We start from the raw sequence: 18506 nt of genomic DNA, 5'->3' as shown, positions 1-18506 counted from the left end.
TATTAAAATTTCTGAACAGCCCTTTGTGAATCCTACTTAACCTTCGAGGATGTTGCGCCTTAAAAATAGTGAAATCTAGTACTCAGTTGGTACAGTAACAATTACTTTAAATAAGTCTCCATCCAATTCTATGTTTAGAAGCCCTTGGTGCAAGTCAACAATTGATTGTGCAATTGCAAGCCCTAGTCCAGAACCATCTGTATGTCGAGATGCATCCGCGCGTTTAAAACGTTCTGTAAGTTCTTCTACGTTTTCACTCATTTCATATTTCGAGACGTTTTTGACAGTAAACTCTGCTTCTGCACCACGTTTCTTTAACGTTACATAAACCCTTGTTCCTTCTAGCGAATATTTTATTGTATTGACTACTAGATTATCTATAACACGCCACCATTTTTGACCGTCTACATACGCAAATATTGGTTCATCAGGGATTGTTAAACGCAAATCAAGTTTTGCATTAGAAAACTCTTCCTCATGCTCTCCAATGGCTTGTTTCATTAACTGTGTCAAATCAATTCTCTGCTTAGTTATTTCAATATTGCCGCTCGCCATTTTTGAAACTTCAAATAAATCTTCAATTAATGTTTTTAAACGAGCTGATTTTTTATCTAACACATCTATATATTGGTTTCGTTCTTCTTCTGTAATATTAGGATTTTTCAATAAATCTGTGTACGTAATAATCGAAGTTAAAGGTGTACGTAAATCATGGCTAACATTTGTGATTAGCTCTGTTTTTAAACGTTCGCTTTTTGCCTGTTCAGACATTGACCTTTTAACACCTTCACGTAAAGCATTTAAATTAGCTGCATGACGTGCAAATGGTGATTTTCCTTTTACTTTTATTTCGGTTGTTAAACGCCCTTCCGCCATGTCCTTCGTTTGCTTCATAATACGGTTTAGGTAGCCCATACGACTAAGGAAAATTAGAAACGACGGTAACGCTATAAAGAAAAAGAGGAATAAGTAAATAACAGTTAACACACCATCTACAAATGCACCTACTAGTCCAATCCCTGCAAGGAAAGCTATAGTTAAAATGGCAACTGACTGAAGTCCAATTGAGCGATTTAAAAATAAATCTTGTATGCCATTTGCCAATTTATATAGAAATGCACCCTTTAATTCTTTCTGCCATTTAATTTCGCCATTCATCGATTCAAAAGTCCATATTGCGCCAAAAGTTACTGCAGTCAAGGCGATAAACACGATTACCGTGTAAATTATAATTTCTAGAATGTATGAGATGAAATTATTCCCTGCCCAATTATAATAAATATTTCCAATCATATTTCCAACTACGTCTATGAAAGCAATTCCAATAAAAGCTGTAATCAGAAGTGACACGATTCGAACATCCACCGGTAATTTTAAAAACATAGTTTTAATCTTATATGAAATCATAAATTGCTTCCATGAAGGTTTAGCAAATGTCAGTAACCCAACAATCGCTAAAATCCCAGTTGCCCAAATAATATAGAAAATAATTTTTGCAACCATGAAGGATTGATATTCACCTTTGAAGTTTGCAGAATTTAGCATTGACTTTGGAACACTAATTATCCCTTCAAATTGCGCAATTTCACCTTGTACCTCAAACCCATTATACATATCATCAATTGTGTGGTTACTTTCATATGGATCGATATAAGCTGTACTATCAACAGTTAAATATGGTTCATTATAACCAAATTTATTTGTATAAATATTTGAACCATTTAAATCCCCTAATTCTACAGTTTCTCCTGTTTTAATATTAGTAATGCTATACGCAAAATAATTATATTCATTTAAAAAGTCATTTCGGTCGCGTTCTTGTTGTGCTGCATAACTTTCTATAATGCGTATTTTGTCATTGCGTATTTTCTTTTCAACATACTCGTCATTTTGAAAGTTTCCTTTTATATCTTCAATTTTCGCATCACGTTCTGCGACTAATAGTTCTTTTAATTCATTGTCGCCTGTATGTTCTGCTTGCAATATTCGATCAGTATATTGGCCGCGAATATTTTCTATTTGCTCAGTTAAAGTACCATAGTAATTTCTGTAATAGTCGATTTCTTCCTGAGTAACTGTAATATTTTTCTTTGCCTTTTCTTCATCAAAGGGTGCCAAAACATATCTTCCAAGTTGTTCTTTATAGCTTTCTATAGTTGATTGGAAGTAATCCGAATTAAAATAAGATTTGCCAATATAACTTTGACCATGATTAATAAACAATAACCCACTAAAAATAACCCATATTATAAGAAAAAGAGTGAGGAATAACTTACCTTTTTTTCTCAATTTATAATCCTCCTCAAAATAGTTTTGTTAATAACTGGCGTGCATTATCATACTGTTCAATTAAAAAATTGACTGTAGCAATACTAATGAAAGTCATTCCGACTATTGATGCCATTAGACAAATTACCGTTATGCTTGTCTCAATATTATTTTTCAATTTTGTATCCAATTCCCCACACAACCTTTAAAAACCTTGGATTTTTCGGATCCGCCTCAATTTTTTCACGTATTTTGCGGATATGGACTGCAACAACATTTTCTGCGTTATACGCTTCTTCGTTCCAAACAAGCTCATAAATTTCATTAATCGAAAAGACACGACCCGCATTTTTTAGTAGCAACTCAGTAATTTTGTATTCAATAGGTGTAAGCTTTACGAGTTCCCCATCAAGTCGAACTTCTTTTGCATCAATATCGAGTGATAGTCCGTTCACTTCGACTTTCGTCTGTGATTGACCGTGATATGTACCTAATTGAACATACCGTCTTAACTGAGATTTTACCCGCGCAAGAAGTTCAAGTGGATGAAATGGCTTCGTAATATAATCGTCTGCTCCTACTGATAACCCGTGAATTTTGTCTGTTTCTTCCGCTTTTGCACTTAACATGATAATGGGAATATTTCGCTCTGCACGGATTCTAAACGTTGCCGTAATCCCATCCATATTTGGCATCATAATATCAAGAATAATTAAATGCACTTCATTTTCTTCCAGCTGTTTTAATGCCTCCATTCCATCAGCTGCTTTTAAAACGTTGTAGCCTTCGTTCTTTAAATAAATTTCAATCCCATCACGAATATCTTTGTCATCATCTGTGATGAGCACTGTTAATTTTTCCACAGCTCTCACCTCTGCTCTTTTTCTTATGGTTTTATCATAAATTTCGAATCTTAAAATCCAGTCATGAAAATTATGAAGAATTTCTTAAGATTTCATTGTTTATGTAGTAACTTTTTAATGGCTCTTCGAAATAATTTTAGCTTTTAATTTTAGCTTACGTTATTTAAAAGGTTATATAAAGAGATTTTAATGGAGGAAATTGGAATTCGGTATAAATATTTAGGTTTGCTTCGTATGCGGAGGGAAAGGTGATGTAGTTGAAGGAGAAGAAACAGAAACTGCTGATTTGTTTCTTACTTTAATGTTGATGAAGAATATGTAGCTGTTTACATGCATGTTTAAGTTAAAAAACCGCCACCAGTGGATGTGACGGTTTATTTGTTATTTATATTTATTCTTTGCTAAATGGACGGCAACCTCATATGCAAATGCATTCCAGTCGCCTTCTTTAATGTTGCCTTTCTCGTACTGTTCCTCCCAATGCTTTCTATCTAATTGTAATTCTTCAATGCTAAAAGCAGTTTCTAATATCAATTTTTTAGTAGCTGGGGAACTTGTTCGCATTTCATATTTCGTTTGCATTGCTTTACTTGAGAAATCCAGTTTTGGTACACCTTCATTTAAAGGCTTTCCAACGTATTCCGCTAAGCATTGGGCAATTGTATAACAGATTTTCTCGAATTTCCGTTTGTAAATGGCTGTGGCAGCTGTGGAGGATACAAAACATACCTCAATTAATATTGCAGGCTTGTTCGTACTGTTTAAAAAGGCTAAGTCTTTACGCAACTTAGCCCCTCGATTATTTAATCCGCTGACTTCCGAAATTGCCTTTGACATTTTGGCAGCTAAGTCTTTAATTGAGAAATATAGTACCTCGACACCAAGCCCCCTATCCGTACGACTGGATGAATTAAAATGTACCGATACATCAAGTTCACGGCTCGTTAAATTGTGTTCGTTCACTAGATATTTTAGATTTTGTGATTGATTTTTTGATGAGTTGTCTACAACATGATTTGTTGTAATTTTATTTGCTCGTAGTATTTTTACTACTCTTTTAACTACTTTTCGCGCTTCAGTTACTTCATCAATTAAGTCGCTAGCTCCTGTGCCTGGTACCCAGTGTCCTGGGGAAATTGTGATCATATTGAGTCGCCTTCCTCATTAACACCCGTTTTTTCTTTGACTATTTTTAGTAAGTTTTTTACAAATGGAGGCATTGGAGCTCCCATCTTAACCCCATTTTCAGCGATTGAAATAAACTCAATAGCAATGTAAGCAAAAGCTGCACCATCACCGATGTAGCCGCCAAAAATGTCAAAGTCCACATATTGACTAGCGGTAAACTCCAGTGCATAAATCATCCCGATAAGTACCAAAATATACACTTTTCGTACAAAACCAGTCCAACCTACACGACTATTTAATTCTTTATTTATTCCCGCGGCTATTAAACCAGTTGTGTAATCCGCAAGCATAAATAAAATGAGGATTGACACTGCAACCCCCACTAAATCAAACATATAAGATACAATAGCACCTAAAATCCCTGTTATTAATGCTATTTTGTTTTCCATTATTTGAGCACCTACCACTATTAAATTGCACTGCTCGGCACAGTGCGTCGCTTAAATCATGTTGCCAATATAAAAAGCACCCTATAGAGAGTGCTCTACTACTAAAGTTTAAATTATTTTAAAAATAGAGTAAAAAATAATGCTACCCTACTACATTTCGTTTTTACTTTTCTTTTTCTTCATAAGTAGAGTTAATAAGAGCCACTAAATCCCTATACTCATTATCAGTTATTTGTCCCATTGTATAAATAGTAGTAACACGGTTCGTGGAAACATCTTTCGAATAAGTTTTGGCATTTATAATTTTTCTCCAAATGTCACAAATTTTCATTTACATCCTCTCCTTTACCTTTACCCTAATATCATTACTTCTAGTAACGCTGTTTGATAAGTAGTTTCCGCATAATTTAATTCTTCCAAAGTAGGCTTCACCTTTACTATTTGTTCTTTGGTTTCAAAGGCCGATTTATCTATCTCGATTATCGTACCATTGTCGTATTCCTCTCTAATCAAGCCCTTTGCTTCTACCGTTTTTACTAAATTCATTAAAACACCCCTCCCGTTGCGAATACATAATGAGTGTCAGTCGTCCTTACCTGTGGCATCCATTCTATTTTCAGTGATGATTTGAATCTAATAGGTATATCGATTAAAGATACACCGCCGCCTCCACCAGTATATGGATATGTCACCACTGAGCCTAAGTTAAAGTCATTTGTTGCGGAGAGTCCCATAAACGGCTCGCCATAATCCGGCCTATTAAAAATATTGTCCAATTTTGTCATACCGATAACACCACCTGGACCATTATAGCTCTCAGGTGTCTTACCATAGTATTTAACAACTCCATCTATAGTTACCCGAAGCATATTAGAACCATTACCATGACCTACAGCACTTAGTACATTTTGCAGTTCGCCTTCTCCAGTGATATTTATTAGTGTATACCAAGTATCAATAGTATAACTACCGCTACCTTTTGTAATTACATAGGAGAATGGCGTCATTACAGCTGGCTTAAAACCAGATGTAACCGTATTCTTGATTGATGCAACATCAGTCTTTACGGTACCCACATTTGTATTTATATTGTTTATATTAGTGTTCATTGTATTAGTTCGTGTGTCTAATGTGTCGGTTTTTGATTTCACACCATTTACAGTAGTTTCGGTACTGATAACTGTAGTTTTTATACCATCAACAACTGTTTTTGTAGTGTCTACAACAGACTTAATCTTCTCTTGCATTGCCTTAGTTGCAAGATCTATAATCGTCATTATTCAACTACCTCCTCGTACCAAATTTGTGGTTCGCCAGCTGCTGATAAAAAAAATCCCCAACGGTATAACAAACTTTCATGAACAAATGTGTTAATATTTTTTATTTCTTCTTGATGTTTTTCCAGCTTCTCACCTTGGACTACTATATTATCAGCATTTTCTTTTAGCTTTTGGTCGATTATATCCGCATTGTCATTAAAATCTTGAACGTTATAAAAATCAGTTTGTTCTGGTTTTTTTAGACCATAATTTGTCGTTTTTTGCATTAACTTAACACCTCACTTCTTAGTTGTTCATGCTCGTACACACTTAATTGAGCATGTGTAAACTTAGTCAATAAACTATTCTGGTTGTAACGCAGCTCAACTATTAAATTCATATTCTGCGGAGTAATTCGTTCTAACATGGCAAAGGCGGTATCGAACTGTCCTTTGAGAGTTAGTTCAATTTTCACCTTCAATGTTTTATTGACTACATTCCGTTCTATTACAAATTGTCCCTTACCTAGTAAACTATCGAGTATTTGTTCAAGCACTTTATTCGAATAAGGGGGATGTTCCTGAAATCTTGCGAGCAACCTAAACCGTCTCGTATCAAGGGTGTCTGTTGCTGGCACGTTAATCTTCAACATTTTCTCATACCGTGAGACACCTTCTTCATTTGCAGTCACTATAAATTGATTGTTTAAACTATCCTCAATTGCTTGCCAAGTTCCATCAAGAGGCTTTTTTTCTGCGTTAGCTATTTCAACAATTTCTTGGATTTCATGGAATACTGAAGGAAAATAACTTAATAGATCTACTTCTCTAGCCAATGACAACACCTCTAATCGGTATAGCTTCTTTATCTAGTTCAATATTTGAAGTTCCACCGTTTAGTTGAGTGTTTGCAATATCCAGCACGCCATTTACACCAAGAAGCCTTGTTTCAATTTGCGATATACGAACAACTACGCCTTGATGATCCTCCTCATATGTTTGAGCTTTTGCCCACTCTTTCGCTAAATCGTTAAAATAATCATCAATGACTTGCAATACGTTTTCTTGAATGTCAACCCATGTCCATCCACTTTGATAAGTAATATTAAGCGAAATATCGACTGTTGTCTCATTAACAGCTGACACTGTGGCAATATGGTCAATTGGTGCAATTCCTACTCCTTCACCTTGTACACCTATTGGATCTACAGCCTCTTGAATCGAATCAATTAATGTTTGAGATGGTTTTTTAAATTGAGAGTTAATAATTGTTAAACCAACTGTTCCAGCACCATATTTTGCACGGTAAACACGTACTCCACCTACACCATTAAGAGAACCGACTTTAGATTTGTAGTCGGCTCTGTTCCCACCAAACGCTACCGATTCAAATGAGTTAAAATACTTTGTTCTAATCGATTCTGTAGACTCTTCATCCTCACCTGGTATAAGCACTTCTGTTAGTTCTGCTCTTTCAAGTCCATCTATATATTCAATAGGGATTAATGATCCTAAATATAAATTACCGACGTTTCCAGCTGTCTCACATTCAAGTACATATTCACCAAATGAAATTCGTTCAATAGCCTTATAGTTTAATTGATCCAAACTAAAACGAGAACCAATTGGTATGTCAATATTAAAAGTACCTTTCAACTTTGCTTTAGTCGCTTCATCAACAGTAAGTCCCCGCTCAGCAAGACGACGAATTAAATACTCTCTTGGAGCAGTATCGGCGAATACCATATCATTATTATTTTTAATTGTGACAAGCATTTGGGCTATTTCAGCACTGTTAGCTGCAGTCGCAGTATAAATAAGACTACCTTCACGCTTATCGAGTGAATCATTAATTTTAGCTAACTTTTGCGCCATTAAATCTTCATAGGTTGTTTCTAAATTAATTGGTTCAGCCATTAGTAATCCACCTCTTTCTTAGCTGTAACTTCCCCAAATATGGTGTGGGCAACAAAATTCACATGTACTTTATTTTTATTTGCTATAACTTCAAAAGAATCAACTTCAGTGATACGTTCATCTTGTAAAAGGCACTCGCGAATTCGACTTTTCACTTCACTAGCAACATAGGCACTAGGCTTTCCTATTAAATCTTTAAATTCCACCCCATAGTTCCACGAGTAAATCAAAAAGTCATACCGTTCAATGCTAAGCATTAAAAAAATCGCTTGTTCCATAGCTTGTAATCCATCTACAAAGCCAACACAGCGATTTCTCTCTAAATTTAATTTAAATGTTTTCGATGGCTGAACTTCTTCTTCGAAGTCCGCTATTAGACCATCGTTTATAATTTGCTGCGGAATCATCACATCACTCCTTATCGACGATGATATATTGTTGGCCACCATGCACTCGAATCATTGTAACTTTGTCACCTTTCTTTAAACTGTTATGGACCGTATAGTTCTGTTTAGAACCGTTCATAGTCGCTTCAACAGTAAAGTCCTTCACATTCCTGGTCAACTTTAAATGCTCTTTTTCTAACACTAACTTCTGATCAATTTGCACTTTCAAAGGGTTAACATCAATGACGATACCATAAACAACAGTTGTTAATTTTTGAGCATTCATGGAATTAATTGCAACTTTTTTAATAATATTTAGAAAATCATTCATATCACGCAATGAATTCACCACCCAGCAGCGTTAAGTCCATTCGGTGATCCGACTCATAAAAAGTATGTTTTACAGAATCTACAATCATGTAATTCTGAACAGTTACGTCACCTAAATACATATAAACGCCAATTATTGAGCCTCCACGAACACGTTTATCACCAAAGACCTGGTTGATGTGCAGCTTACGGGATTTCATATTGTATAACTTTAATAAGGAATCAGCTTTGACTTTACCATTTTCCTTTTCACCGACAGTGTCCGTATATTGAAGAATACCCCAATTATTAATATTCTCACTATCTTCGGCGATAAATATTTCACGCTTGCCGGTTTCTTTATTTTCACGAACCAATTTAATCTTGTTATAGGTTCCTTCATCAATTGAAGTAGTATAATCAAATGTTTCACCTGACTCTTCATTAACCAGCAAATCTAGTTTTAATTCTTTAATATTACGTAGGCACAATGAACCGAAATTATCGTACAAAACATAAATTTCCTTTGTATGTTTAGTCGTTTCTGATAGTACATTCTCCATAATTGTAAATAGCTCTTGATTGTCCTCAACTCTTGAAGGAATAACATGCTTTGTATCTGCCACAATACCGGTTTTCAATTGAAAATCATTTGCAAGCATTAGAAGTACTTGTGCAGCAGTTTTATTTTTGTAATTATAAGTTTCCTTGTTTTTGAAATAGCGAAGTTGGTCATATGCAGTTACACTTATAATCCGATTATTAGTTCTTTTTTTACTAAATACATATCCAAAGAAAATATTCTTTCCATCATAGTCAAACTTAACTGTATCCCCTTCATAGAATCCTAGCTCATCATCTTTAATCACATTAAAAGTAAGCTTTCCCGGAGAACCTTTTCTTTGTGTTTCCCAAACAATGCCTTCCTCAACAGCACATTTAAAGGTGCGCCCTTGAGAAATAATCGACAGTTGACTTTTAGCCAAGTTTAATCACCTGCCCTACCCGAATTAAGTTAGGATTTGATAAGTTATTAATTTTAGCCAGCTCAGTATATTTCGAACCTTCGCCTAGATACCGTTTAGCAATCCCCCATAATGTTTCACCTCTGGCTACTGTATGTGTTTTCGGTTTTTCTTTACCTGTTGTAGATCTTTTTTTCTCAACAGTAACCTTTTGGTTTAAATTAGTACTACTAGAAGTTCTCGGTTGATTTTTTATAGTTTCAGTCCTATATTCACGGTATTGTTTCAATTTAATTTTAACTACCATATCAAAACCATTTTCTGCATTGTCCTCTATTTCATAATCTTCAATAGAAACAGTCATATTTGTATCAAATAATAAAAAGCCATTCGGTTTCATTCGATTAACAATGAACTTAAATGGCTTCTGGGATAATTTAAGTTTTTCAAGCTTGTCCAAATAATAAGCTGATGGCTGAAAACCATTTGGATAAACAGCATAAGGATACTTTACGTTTGGAAATTCAACTTCAAAATCAATATCTGTAAGCCCTGGCTTTTTTAACACATTTACCTCACCCTCATTTATAAGAGTGACTGTTTCATTTTTACCATTAATTTTCATCGTCATACTTGAGGGGGCAATAGGTAGCTGCATGCCATCAAGAAAAAATCTATACATAACTATAGCCTCCTTCTGCTAACATACCTGCTGCTTCTTCAGCTCTTTCTCCAAAACGATTAATTACACCATCGATGTCCATTTCAGAATTGATGTAATTCTCATTTCTCATATCGACTTTTATCTGCGCAGTCGTATATCGATTAATTGCTTCACGTTCTGCAAGGTCTTTCAGATATACTAAATCTTCTCCAGCCATTTCCACACTGTCAGCAAATTTCCCTGTATTTTCTGCTGTGTTGTTCGCAATGTTATTTCCCGTACCTAGAGAATCCATAATAGCTTGCACTTGAGCTTCTTGTTCTTTTTGTTTAGAATCATCTTCTTGCTTATCGAAATTGAATAAATTTGCTCCCCAGTCATTTCCAGCTTTCCAAGCGTTGGAATATTCCATGCGTTCTAATTCTATTCCTAAATCAGACATTACTTTATCAGTATCAAGCTCCTCACGAAGTACTTCATACTGACCATTTCCATATTCTTCAGCAGCCCAATCTACTAAACCCGATAAATCTTCTCTCCATCCAGCAACTGTAGTTGCAAAATCCGTTCCAAAAACGAAATCTAGAGCACTTGCAATCTTCTCAATTACTCCAAGTACATTGTCAGCTAAATCGCCAAATAAGTGTATAATGGCTCCTATTGGATCATTAAATACATTACCAAAGAAGTTGGCAAAGGCTACCCAATGATTGAACAGTGCTTCTATAATGCCTAGCACAATCTGAATTATACCGAAAAATATATTTGCTATAATGGCTCCTAGTGTAAAAAAGGCGCCAGCGATTAAACCAGTTGCACTATAGGATTTCCCTGTGAAATGATTTACTGCTGCAACAGCGGCGTAAAAAATTAAAACTAAAGCTACAATGGCACCAATTAACCAGCCAATAGGATTAGCTGCGATTGCTACCCCTAAGGCCATCATTGCACCTGTTAAGCCATATGTAGCTGCTATTTGAGCTATTGTAGCTATTACATATGCCCATTTTAAAATTGTCTGAACCACAGTACGTGCAGTGTTAATTATTGCTTGTCTATTTACCCACAACTGTGCAGCACCATACGCTATCAATGCAAATGTTGCTGCTACGATTACAGGTTCAACATAAGACCAGTTTTCATAAAGAAATCCACCAATTGTAGATATAGCATTTATTACACCCAATACTACCTGTGCAAGTATATTCAACGATTGTATAACGCCAGATATAAAACTCTGGAACTTTTCGCTGTTTGCAATATTGTTTAGTTCCATTAAAACTTCATTGAACGCCATTAATGCGCCGGTTTGAAAGTTTGTCCATAATTGTGACCAGGTTACAGGCATCGATTCAAAGGCGGCATTTGTTTCATCCGCTGCATAAAGCATTGCATTCTTAATTGTTTCCCCGGTAATTTCCCCATTCTTAGCCAACTCATAAAGATTTGATGCATTTTCAATATTCTTTTCTTCCTCCAAGTATGTCTGAATATTCGCAGCAATTGATGGTGCTTTAATTAAAATATCCTTTAAGTCTATTGGTTGTATACTTCCTCCAGCCATTACCTGAGTTAATTGTTGCATTACAGAATTAATATCCTCCTGCGGTGTCCTTGAAACTGCAAGTGATTTATTAACTTGTTCAACAAAATCTACTATTTCAGCATTACTATTGAACTCAGTTGCTTCTTGCATTCCTAATTTAGCTACCATATCGGCAGTTGCTTGATAAGGTGTATAAGTACTCTGTGCTGTATCAAAAATCATTTGCTGTAATTCTGATGTTGTCGTTTCCCCATCATTTATCATATCTAATTGTGCGTTAGTATTCACCATGTCATCAGATAAAGATAGAACATTCCCCACTTGTTGCAAGGATAAATAACTTTTTGCAATCGTTCCTAAAGTACCTAAGAGCTTATTAGCAGGTTTACTTGCATTATCGATATTTTTATTTAATTTTTCTTGTTCCTTATTAGCTTTTCGGATTTCTAGTTCAATTTGATTAAAACTTACCTCTATATGCTGTAATTCTCGTTGCGCAACCACTAATGATGAAACATCAATCGCTTCACTCGATACCTGTTTCAGTGTATAGAGTTTTTCTATAACTGAACTATATTGTAATGACATCATGTTATAACTTTGTATTGCATTTTGAATTGTAGCCATTTATTCACCGCCTTTTTGTATAAAATAAAAAAGCACTCAAGTTGAGTGCTATGTTCAAAATTAATACCATCATTCTACTTACTTTGTTATGGTACATCTAGTTTTTGGCGACTAATTTTAATGTGTTTCATTATGGAGGCAAATTCGAGACATTAATACTGAATAGCATAGACACAACATTTATCTATATTATTAATATTAACGTCTTTTTCTTCCTTTACCCTTTCGCTCCGCCTCTTTTCTTGCTTTTTTCTCTGCTTCGATTTTTACTTGAATGGATGCTATAACAAATGCTTTTTCAAGACGTGGAAGGTTTAAATATTGCGACGGTAATAGTCGAAGCTTATGCAGCACATAGTGCGCGATATTTGCATCGCTATCACCGTCTTCAATTAGTTTTTTGCTTCTTCAACTAGGTCATCCATACCTACATCAAAGCCGTTTACCTCCTGGGTAATTTTCTTTACCTCAGTAAGTTCACCAGGAAGCAGCATTTTTTTGAGCAACGCTTCTGCTCCCATAACGCCATAAGATGATTGAAGCTCTGCATCATTTAGATCAGGATATTTAATTGTTGCCACCGCATTTTTTAATGTATATTGTTCAAAGTCAACTTCCGGCATCATTAAGCCTTTTTTTCCTGGAACAGGCATACGTTTAGTACATGCTTTTCTATTTGCAGCATCAACTTCTCCGTCAATTGCACCGAACTTCCATGGAATCGGCTTTCCATTTGCATCTTTAAAACGTTTAGAAATTACATGTTCTTCAACCTTTACCTTTTCTACATTTTGTGCAAAGAATGCTTGTAAGTTACTCATATTTTCATCATTTCCTTTCAAATTTGATTATAAAAAGGGGCGTCTCATATAGTATGGGACGTCCCTTTTCTGTACCGAAAGCGAAGCGTCAGGTACAAAAACTTTATATAAAAGTATTTCCATATCAAGAATCGTCCCGTAAGTTTGTGATACACACTTCTGGGACAGCCCCAAGAATTTTTACATAATATCCAAAATAGAGAATCGTTCCGGCATTTCCCAATCTTCAAAAGTAAATTCGAACGAATCTTCAAGGTATTCTGCATCAGCATCAAGCAATGCTAAAATACCACCATCTAAGTTGCAATCTTTCAATACAATTGTTTGTCGTCCAACTGTAGAAGACTTATCCTCATTTGTTAACTGAATATCAAAATATAAATCTTCTCCCGTTTCTTTATATCGATAAAGCATTTCACGGAAGATTGAAGTGTTGAAATGGAATGTTGCACTGCCAGTGTATTCAGCACCAGTTGCCTTGTTTCCTTTGCCGACTTTGCCTAAAATTGGTACTTGTGTTTTAGTTTTCCCCATATCAGCTTGAATATTAATTAACTGAGCGAAGTTATAACGCTGATTATCAATCGTTACGAATGCTTCACCTTGAGATCCACTAATTGAATCTCTCGCATGCATTGTTTCAGCAAAAAATTGAAGATCTAACGGTAATAACATATTCATTTTTTTCATCTGACGATTCCCCCTTATGCTACTGTTGTAGTGATAAATAGTTGAGACATAGCTACAGTAGGCTCTACTATTTCGTTCACTATAACTGATTTCTTAGAATTTCCTTGTTCAACCGTTACTTGTTCTGAAGCAAAATTTTGAATTGCACGGATACTTTGTAATTCTTTACGATGAGTTACAATATCAGACCATAAAGAAACACGCCCTGATTGGTCATTTGGAATTTGGCCAAGATAGCGCGTGTTAAATAATGCTGCAGTATCAATTGCAATTTGATCTAGAACTCGAATTACTTGATTCAATGAGAAATCTTCATTCTTATCAGATCTGAATGAAGTAAATGTATTTATATCTTCTAGCACTCGAATTTCATTGCCAACACGATGGAACACATATTTACCAGACGTAAGTAATGCTGAAAGCTGTAAGTGAGTTTTTGCTTCTGACATATCAAGCGTATATTCACCATCATATGCCTTGTTTGTATTGGATTTATTTATTGCAACGCCAGCCTGTGCACCAACTGCCCAATAAACTGCACCAAATACTTCCTCTCCTTCACCAATTGCATCGTTTTGAACATCAATGACACCTTCATGGTCTGCTGCACCTAATTTGTGGCCAACAAGTTGGAACTTCGCGCCTGCTTCATCACGAAGACGTTTTGTGTAAGCGATGAATAAATCTTTAATCGTTTGTTCAGAGGATAGACAGCCTAATGTATTAAAACCATATGCTTCTAGTGCATCTAAAGCATTTTGATATGCTGATCCATTCACCGTTCCATTTGTACCGCCAATCAGAGGTGTACCAGCTGTTACTTCTAATATTGCATCAGCTTTAAACATTACAAAGTCATTTCCTACTAAATCAACAGCAACTGCAATATTTTTTTGTTCATCAACTAATGATGTTCCTAAGTATGTTTGAACATCAAATTTTGTTGAATCATCTACGTTCTCTTGAATAACAATTTTCAAATCATTGCCGCGTGTACCTGCATATTTTGCTTCTGCATATGCATTTGATGCTTTGGCAGCACCTTCACCAATTCTAAATAAATAAGCGGTATGTGCATTTTTGAAAACATCTCGAATACCTTTTAATTTTGGATCTGTATAATCATAACCAAGGATATTGCGAGAATTCTTCTGTAAATCACTAGCCGTAAGGGTAAATACGCCTCCATCAACTCCCCAATCTAATGCAATTGGAAGACCTACATATCCACGATCACTAAGATTGCTAAACGCTCTTTCTGCTGAAATAAAATTATGATAAGTACCCGGTAATACTTTATTTTGTGTACCTAATGTTCCTCCACCAAGTCCCATATCTTATCCCTCCTGTTTTTCAAATGTTTGTAAATATAATGCATATAAAGATTTTTTATCTTTAGCTTCTGAATAATTAATTGATTTATCTTGAAGATAGGCTTCAAGCTCTTTTTTCGTAATATCCTCATATTCTTTCTTAATAAAAGGATTTCCGTCTTCATTTTTAGTTTTCTCTCTACCATAAAAAGCTTCTAATGCAGAGTCTACTTCAGCAATGGTATAAAGCTCATCATCTTTCAAGATAGCATTAACAATATCTTGTTTACTTTTATACCGATTGCTGTTGGCAATTCTTGCTTTTGAAAACTTCACAGTCAATTCTACTCATCTCCTTTTAAAGGTTGATGTTGTTCTAATGATTCCATAAAATCCTTCGCTTCAACCTCTTGTAAGAAGAAATTAAAGTTCATAAAATTATGCAATATCCCTTCCACCGGTTTACTATTAGCCCCGGTCGAAAGTAATTTGGAACCATTGAACAGCGTTATTTCCTTTAGTGCTTGTTGTATCTTTAATGACATATTTGCAAGTTCTACAGCACCATTTTGCGGAAAATACTTCACATTAAAAAGTGTAGTGATACGCCAGCGCTTACCGATTTGTTGTTTTTGCTCCAGGTTTTGAAATTGAATTAAAAAACAAGGCGTTCTAACATCTTCGGGCAGTTGTTCAACATATTTTTCATAATCGCTTCCGAAAACTTCCTGAAGCTTTTGAGAAATAGCAACAATGATATCATTAACTTCCATTGAATCCCCCCTTTTAAGCTTCATGAGTTACTTTTCGTTGCTTCCTGGTGTTCCATTAACTCAGCTTTAAGTATCAATTAGCTGATTGGAACAGTTTTCAATCATTATAAAAAGCAGCCATTTCCTCAAATGACTGCTTTCTAATAAAACATATTATGTTTTTGTAGCGAAACCACTTTTAACAACTCCTTCCACAAATTAATTTTTAGCTTATAAATTATTTCATATGCAATCCCTCCTTCTAATTCACTTGGACGGTTGTGTTATCGTCCACCGATTTGTCCATTTCCCTTTGTTATAGGAATTATGACAAGATCGATTTATTTACCACTTCGTCCTACCTCTATTCTAATTGTGAAAGCTACTATTTTTCAATCTTTGGAACTATTGGAACATTTGTAACATCTGGCACATTTGTAACAGTATATTTATGCCTTATAAATTCATCATTTTACTTACTTGTATATCTGTTAAATTCCTTAATTAGTTTTCTAGAATCTTGAATGTTTTGAGCGGTATACGGAAAGTAATAATTTACGTATTTAATTTAACAACTTCTTCAAAGAAACAAAAAAAGAAGCGACCCAATCGTCACTTCAACATCATGTCTAAAATACGTTCCCTTATTCTTTGCACACTTGTATGGCTTATATTTAGCTTTTCCCCTATCCAACGGAAAGTCATTCCTTCTAATAGCCAATAAAGCACTTCATTTTCTTTGTCACCTTGAACCTTTTCTATTAAATTTTGAACAAGCAGTAATTCATCCTTAACTGCTTGTATTTCCTCCTCACGTTTTCTCTTAATTTGTACATGTCGGAAAACAGGATCACTATTAATACCAACAGCTCTTGGCAACGTTGATTCTACACCATATCGAGATATAGAAGCTGATGGTGACATTGAATTTATTTCTTTCGTCAATCGTATATACTTGGACATATTTTCATTATATCGTTTGATTGCTCGGTCAAGTTGGTATCGATTTAGTTTAATTTGTTCTTTGCCCATAATAATTACCCCCTAATTTAATTTCTTTTATTAACAGACACATTTCGTGTCCTTTTTAGTTAAAAAAATTTTTCCTTTATAAAAATTGTTAATGACCTGCGATTATTTTGGCTATTCTTAAAGATAGTGTTATATTAGTTTTTCTATTGAACCTAATATTTGAGGCGATATATTCAAATTAAAACCAGCATCAGTTCTAGTTTTGTACCTCTCAGTTCAATTAAAATGTTCTACTATCTATATGAGCTTTTCAATTATTCCACTAGAAAGAAACATTTTGTTTCTTATATACACATAGTAATTGAAACATTATGTTTCTGTCAATATATATCAGAAACTTTTTGTTTCCCTTTTGTATTCTTAATAGAAACAACAAGTTTCTACTTATATAATATTCTTAGTGAGGTGAAACAAGTGTTTGGTCATAATCTAGCTAAATTAAGAAAAGAGAAAAATCTAAGCCAATACGAATTAGCTGAAAAAATGGGTTTTTCAAGAGGGCAAATATCCAACTACGAACAAGGTACTCGTCAACCTGATTTCGATACGTTGCAAAAATTTGCTGATTTTTTTGAAGTCTCTACAGATTACCTATTAGGTAGAACCCAATCTAATCTTCCAGAGTTGACGCCAAAAGAAGAAATAAACATAAAAAAAGACTTAGAGAAGATTATTAATAATTTAGAAAATCCAACTGACGGTTATGCACACTTTGATGGACTTACAATAGATGATGTAGATGAAGAGGACCGAGAGTTGCTAATCGCCGCTCTTGAAACGTCTATGCGAATTGCAAAGCAGATAGCTAAAAAGAAATATACCCCTAAAAAATATCGAAAAGAGGATTAAATGGAGGGGGTTTATGAATAACTTCCAGGAAGTAATCTCTAAATTGGTAAATAAATATGGAACAAATGACCCTTTCGAAATCGCTGAATTAATGGGCATACAGATTATCTATTTAGATCTAGGAAACACTTATGGTTTTTATCGTGTCTATAAAAGGGTGAAAACCATCGTCATTAATAATAAATTAAATGAATGGGAAAAGCGGTTCGTGTGTGCTCACGAAATTGGACACGCTATTTATCATCCAGATTTAAACATTTCATTTTTGAAAAAGAACACTTTTTATTCTGTGGGAAAAATCGAAAGCGAAGCCAATAAATTTGCTGTCCATCTCCTTCTCTACGCTAAAAATTTAGAAGATTATGATACCAAATTTGCTATTTTAAAAGAAAATGGAATTCCTTATGAGATGGAAATGTATTTATAATTTTGCAGGAAGAAAAAAGCAACCTACCAACTAGCTCAAAAAATATAAGTGGTTTTATGGAACAAATTTTAGAGATTTCCTTATAAATTAACATAAAAACAATGCATATTGATCGGCGAATTTAATCGAGTAGGAGGGAGTGATTAACTCCCGACCTCTCACACCACCGTACGTACGGTTCCGTATACGGCGGTTCAATTAAGATGAATAACGCAAAGTTTCGTAACGAACTTTCAGACTTT

At 34.8% G+C, this 18506-nt stretch carries 24 protein-coding genes; 2 read left to right on the top strand and 22 right to left on the bottom strand.

Features of this window, described 5'->3' with window-relative positions:
* Positions 1 to 75: 75 nt before the first annotated feature.
* The 22 genes from EKG35_RS13390 to EKG35_RS13290 all read right to left on the bottom strand — a co-directional run bounded on the left by EKG35_RS13390 (position 76) and on the right by EKG35_RS13290 (position 16988).
* Complete coding sequence (locus EKG35_RS13390) at positions 76 to 2289, bottom strand: HAMP domain-containing sensor histidine kinase (protein ID WP_126295009.1); 2214 nt, start codon at positions 2287 to 2289, stop codon at positions 76 to 78.
* A gap of 146 nt (positions 2290 to 2435) precedes the next feature.
* Positions 2436 to 3131, bottom strand: coding sequence for a response regulator transcription factor (locus tag EKG35_RS13385; RefSeq protein WP_126295007.1), 696 nt, complete (start codon positions 3129 to 3131; stop codon positions 2436 to 2438).
* 381 nt (positions 3132 to 3512) lie between these two features.
* Complete coding sequence (locus EKG35_RS13380; RefSeq protein WP_126295005.1) at positions 3513 to 4277, bottom strand: N-acetylmuramoyl-L-alanine amidase; 765 nt, start codon at positions 4275 to 4277, stop codon at positions 3513 to 3515.
* Positions 4274 to 4708 (bottom strand): phage holin family protein, encoded by a 435-nt coding sequence (locus EKG35_RS13375; protein ID WP_126295004.1) that lies wholly within the window; start codon positions 4706 to 4708, stop codon positions 4274 to 4276. Before EKG35_RS13375 ends, EKG35_RS13380 begins: the two co-directional genes overlap by 4 nt.
* Positions 4709 to 4871: 163 nt before the next feature.
* Positions 4872 to 5039: a hypothetical protein gene (locus EKG35_RS20970; protein ID WP_185807756.1), complete on the bottom strand. Its 168-nt coding sequence runs from the start codon at positions 5037 to 5039 to the stop codon at positions 4872 to 4874.
* 20 nt (positions 5040 to 5059) lie between these two features.
* The gene (locus EKG35_RS13370) at positions 5060 to 5254 is read right to left on the bottom strand and encodes a hypothetical protein (protein ID WP_126295002.1); all 195 of its coding nucleotides are present in this window, start codon (positions 5252 to 5254) and stop codon (positions 5060 to 5062) included.
* Positions 5254 to 5817 (bottom strand): hypothetical protein, encoded by a 564-nt coding sequence (locus EKG35_RS13365; RefSeq protein ID WP_126295000.1) that lies wholly within the window; start codon positions 5815 to 5817, stop codon positions 5254 to 5256. Before EKG35_RS13365 ends, EKG35_RS13370 begins: the two co-directional genes overlap by 1 nt.
* A gap of 167 nt (positions 5818 to 5984) precedes the next feature.
* Positions 5985 to 6254, bottom strand: coding sequence for a hypothetical protein (locus EKG35_RS13360; protein ID WP_126294998.1), 270 nt, complete (start codon positions 6252 to 6254; stop codon positions 5985 to 5987).
* Positions 6254 to 6811 carry a putative phage tail protein gene (locus EKG35_RS13355; protein WP_246020376.1) on the bottom strand — a complete coding sequence of 186 codons (558 nt, stop codon included), beginning with the start codon at positions 6809 to 6811 and terminating at the stop codon, positions 6254 to 6256. Before EKG35_RS13355 ends, EKG35_RS13360 begins: the two co-directional genes overlap by 1 nt.
* Positions 6795 to 7883 (bottom strand): baseplate J/gp47 family protein, encoded by a 1089-nt coding sequence (locus EKG35_RS13350; protein ID WP_126294995.1) that lies wholly within the window; start codon positions 7881 to 7883, stop codon positions 6795 to 6797. Before EKG35_RS13350 ends, EKG35_RS13355 begins: the two co-directional genes overlap by 17 nt.
* Entirely contained in the window at positions 7883 to 8290 is a 408-nt protein-coding gene (locus EKG35_RS13345) for a DUF2634 domain-containing protein (protein WP_126294994.1), read from the bottom strand. The genes EKG35_RS13350 and EKG35_RS13345 overlap by 1 nt, the downstream gene beginning before the upstream one ends.
* A 4-nt stretch (positions 8291 to 8294) precedes the next feature.
* Positions 8295 to 8600 carry a DUF2577 domain-containing protein gene (locus EKG35_RS13340; RefSeq protein WP_126295043.1) on the bottom strand — a complete coding sequence of 102 codons (306 nt, stop codon included), beginning with the start codon at positions 8598 to 8600 and terminating at the stop codon, positions 8295 to 8297.
* 1 nt (position 8601) lies between these two features.
* Complete coding sequence (locus EKG35_RS13335; RefSeq protein ID WP_246020374.1) at positions 8602 to 9564, bottom strand: XkdQ/YqbQ family protein; 963 nt, start codon at positions 9562 to 9564, stop codon at positions 8602 to 8604.
* A complete protein-coding gene (locus EKG35_RS13330; RefSeq protein ID WP_126294992.1) occupies positions 9557 to 10225 on the bottom strand; it encodes a LysM peptidoglycan-binding domain-containing protein in 669 nt (222 codons plus the stop codon). Before EKG35_RS13330 ends, EKG35_RS13335 begins: the two co-directional genes overlap by 8 nt.
* Entirely contained in the window at positions 10218 to 12380 is a 2163-nt protein-coding gene (locus tag EKG35_RS13325; RefSeq protein WP_126294990.1) for a tape measure protein, read from the bottom strand. The genes EKG35_RS13330 and EKG35_RS13325 overlap by 8 nt, the downstream gene beginning before the upstream one ends.
* 198 nt (positions 12381 to 12578) lie before the next feature.
* Complete coding sequence (locus tag EKG35_RS13320) at positions 12579 to 12734, bottom strand: hypothetical protein (protein WP_185807758.1); 156 nt, start codon at positions 12732 to 12734, stop codon at positions 12579 to 12581.
* A gap of 38 nt (positions 12735 to 12772) precedes the next feature.
* Positions 12773 to 13201, bottom strand: a complete 429-nt coding sequence (locus EKG35_RS13315) for a phage tail assembly chaperone (RefSeq protein ID WP_126294988.1) — start codon at positions 13199 to 13201, stop codon at positions 12773 to 12775.
* Positions 13202 to 13381: 180 nt separating this feature from the next.
* Positions 13382 to 13891, bottom strand: a complete 510-nt coding sequence (locus EKG35_RS13310) for a phage tail tube protein (protein ID WP_221766334.1) — start codon at positions 13889 to 13891, stop codon at positions 13382 to 13384.
* 14 nt (positions 13892 to 13905) lie between these two features.
* Positions 13906 to 15225, bottom strand: coding sequence for a phage tail sheath subtilisin-like domain-containing protein (locus EKG35_RS13305; protein WP_126294987.1), 1320 nt, complete (start codon positions 15223 to 15225; stop codon positions 13906 to 13908).
* A 3-nt stretch (positions 15226 to 15228) separates the two neighbouring features.
* Positions 15229 to 15546, bottom strand: coding sequence for a hypothetical protein (locus EKG35_RS13300; protein ID WP_126294985.1), 318 nt, complete (start codon positions 15544 to 15546; stop codon positions 15229 to 15231).
* 2 nt (positions 15547 to 15548) lie between these two features.
* A complete protein-coding gene (locus EKG35_RS13295; RefSeq protein WP_126294983.1) occupies positions 15549 to 15977 on the bottom strand; it encodes a phage tail terminator family protein in 429 nt (142 codons plus the stop codon).
* 591 nt (positions 15978 to 16568) lie between these two features.
* Positions 16569 to 16988, bottom strand: a complete 420-nt coding sequence (locus EKG35_RS13290) for a helix-turn-helix domain-containing protein (RefSeq protein ID WP_246020372.1) — start codon at positions 16986 to 16988, stop codon at positions 16569 to 16571.
* A gap of 414 nt (positions 16989 to 17402) precedes the next feature.
* Between EKG35_RS13290 and EKG35_RS13285 the strand changes: the two genes are divergently transcribed.
* Together EKG35_RS13285 and EKG35_RS13280 are read left to right on the top strand one after the other, a co-directional pair.
* Positions 17403 to 17837, top strand: coding sequence for a helix-turn-helix domain-containing protein (locus EKG35_RS13285; protein WP_126295035.1), 435 nt, complete (start codon positions 17403 to 17405; stop codon positions 17835 to 17837).
* Between the two features lie 13 nt (positions 17838 to 17850).
* Positions 17851 to 18264: an ImmA/IrrE family metallo-endopeptidase gene (locus EKG35_RS13280; RefSeq protein ID WP_126294981.1), complete on the top strand. Its 414-nt coding sequence runs from the start codon at positions 17851 to 17853 to the stop codon at positions 18262 to 18264.
* Positions 18265 to 18506 lie beyond the last annotated feature (242 nt).

The organism is Lysinibacillus telephonicus, from assembly GCF_003966145.1.
Taxonomy (GTDB): domain Bacteria; phylum Bacillota; class Bacilli; order Bacillales_A; family Planococcaceae; genus Ureibacillus; species Ureibacillus telephonicus.
This window is presented reverse-complemented; position numbering and strand designations above follow the sequence as displayed.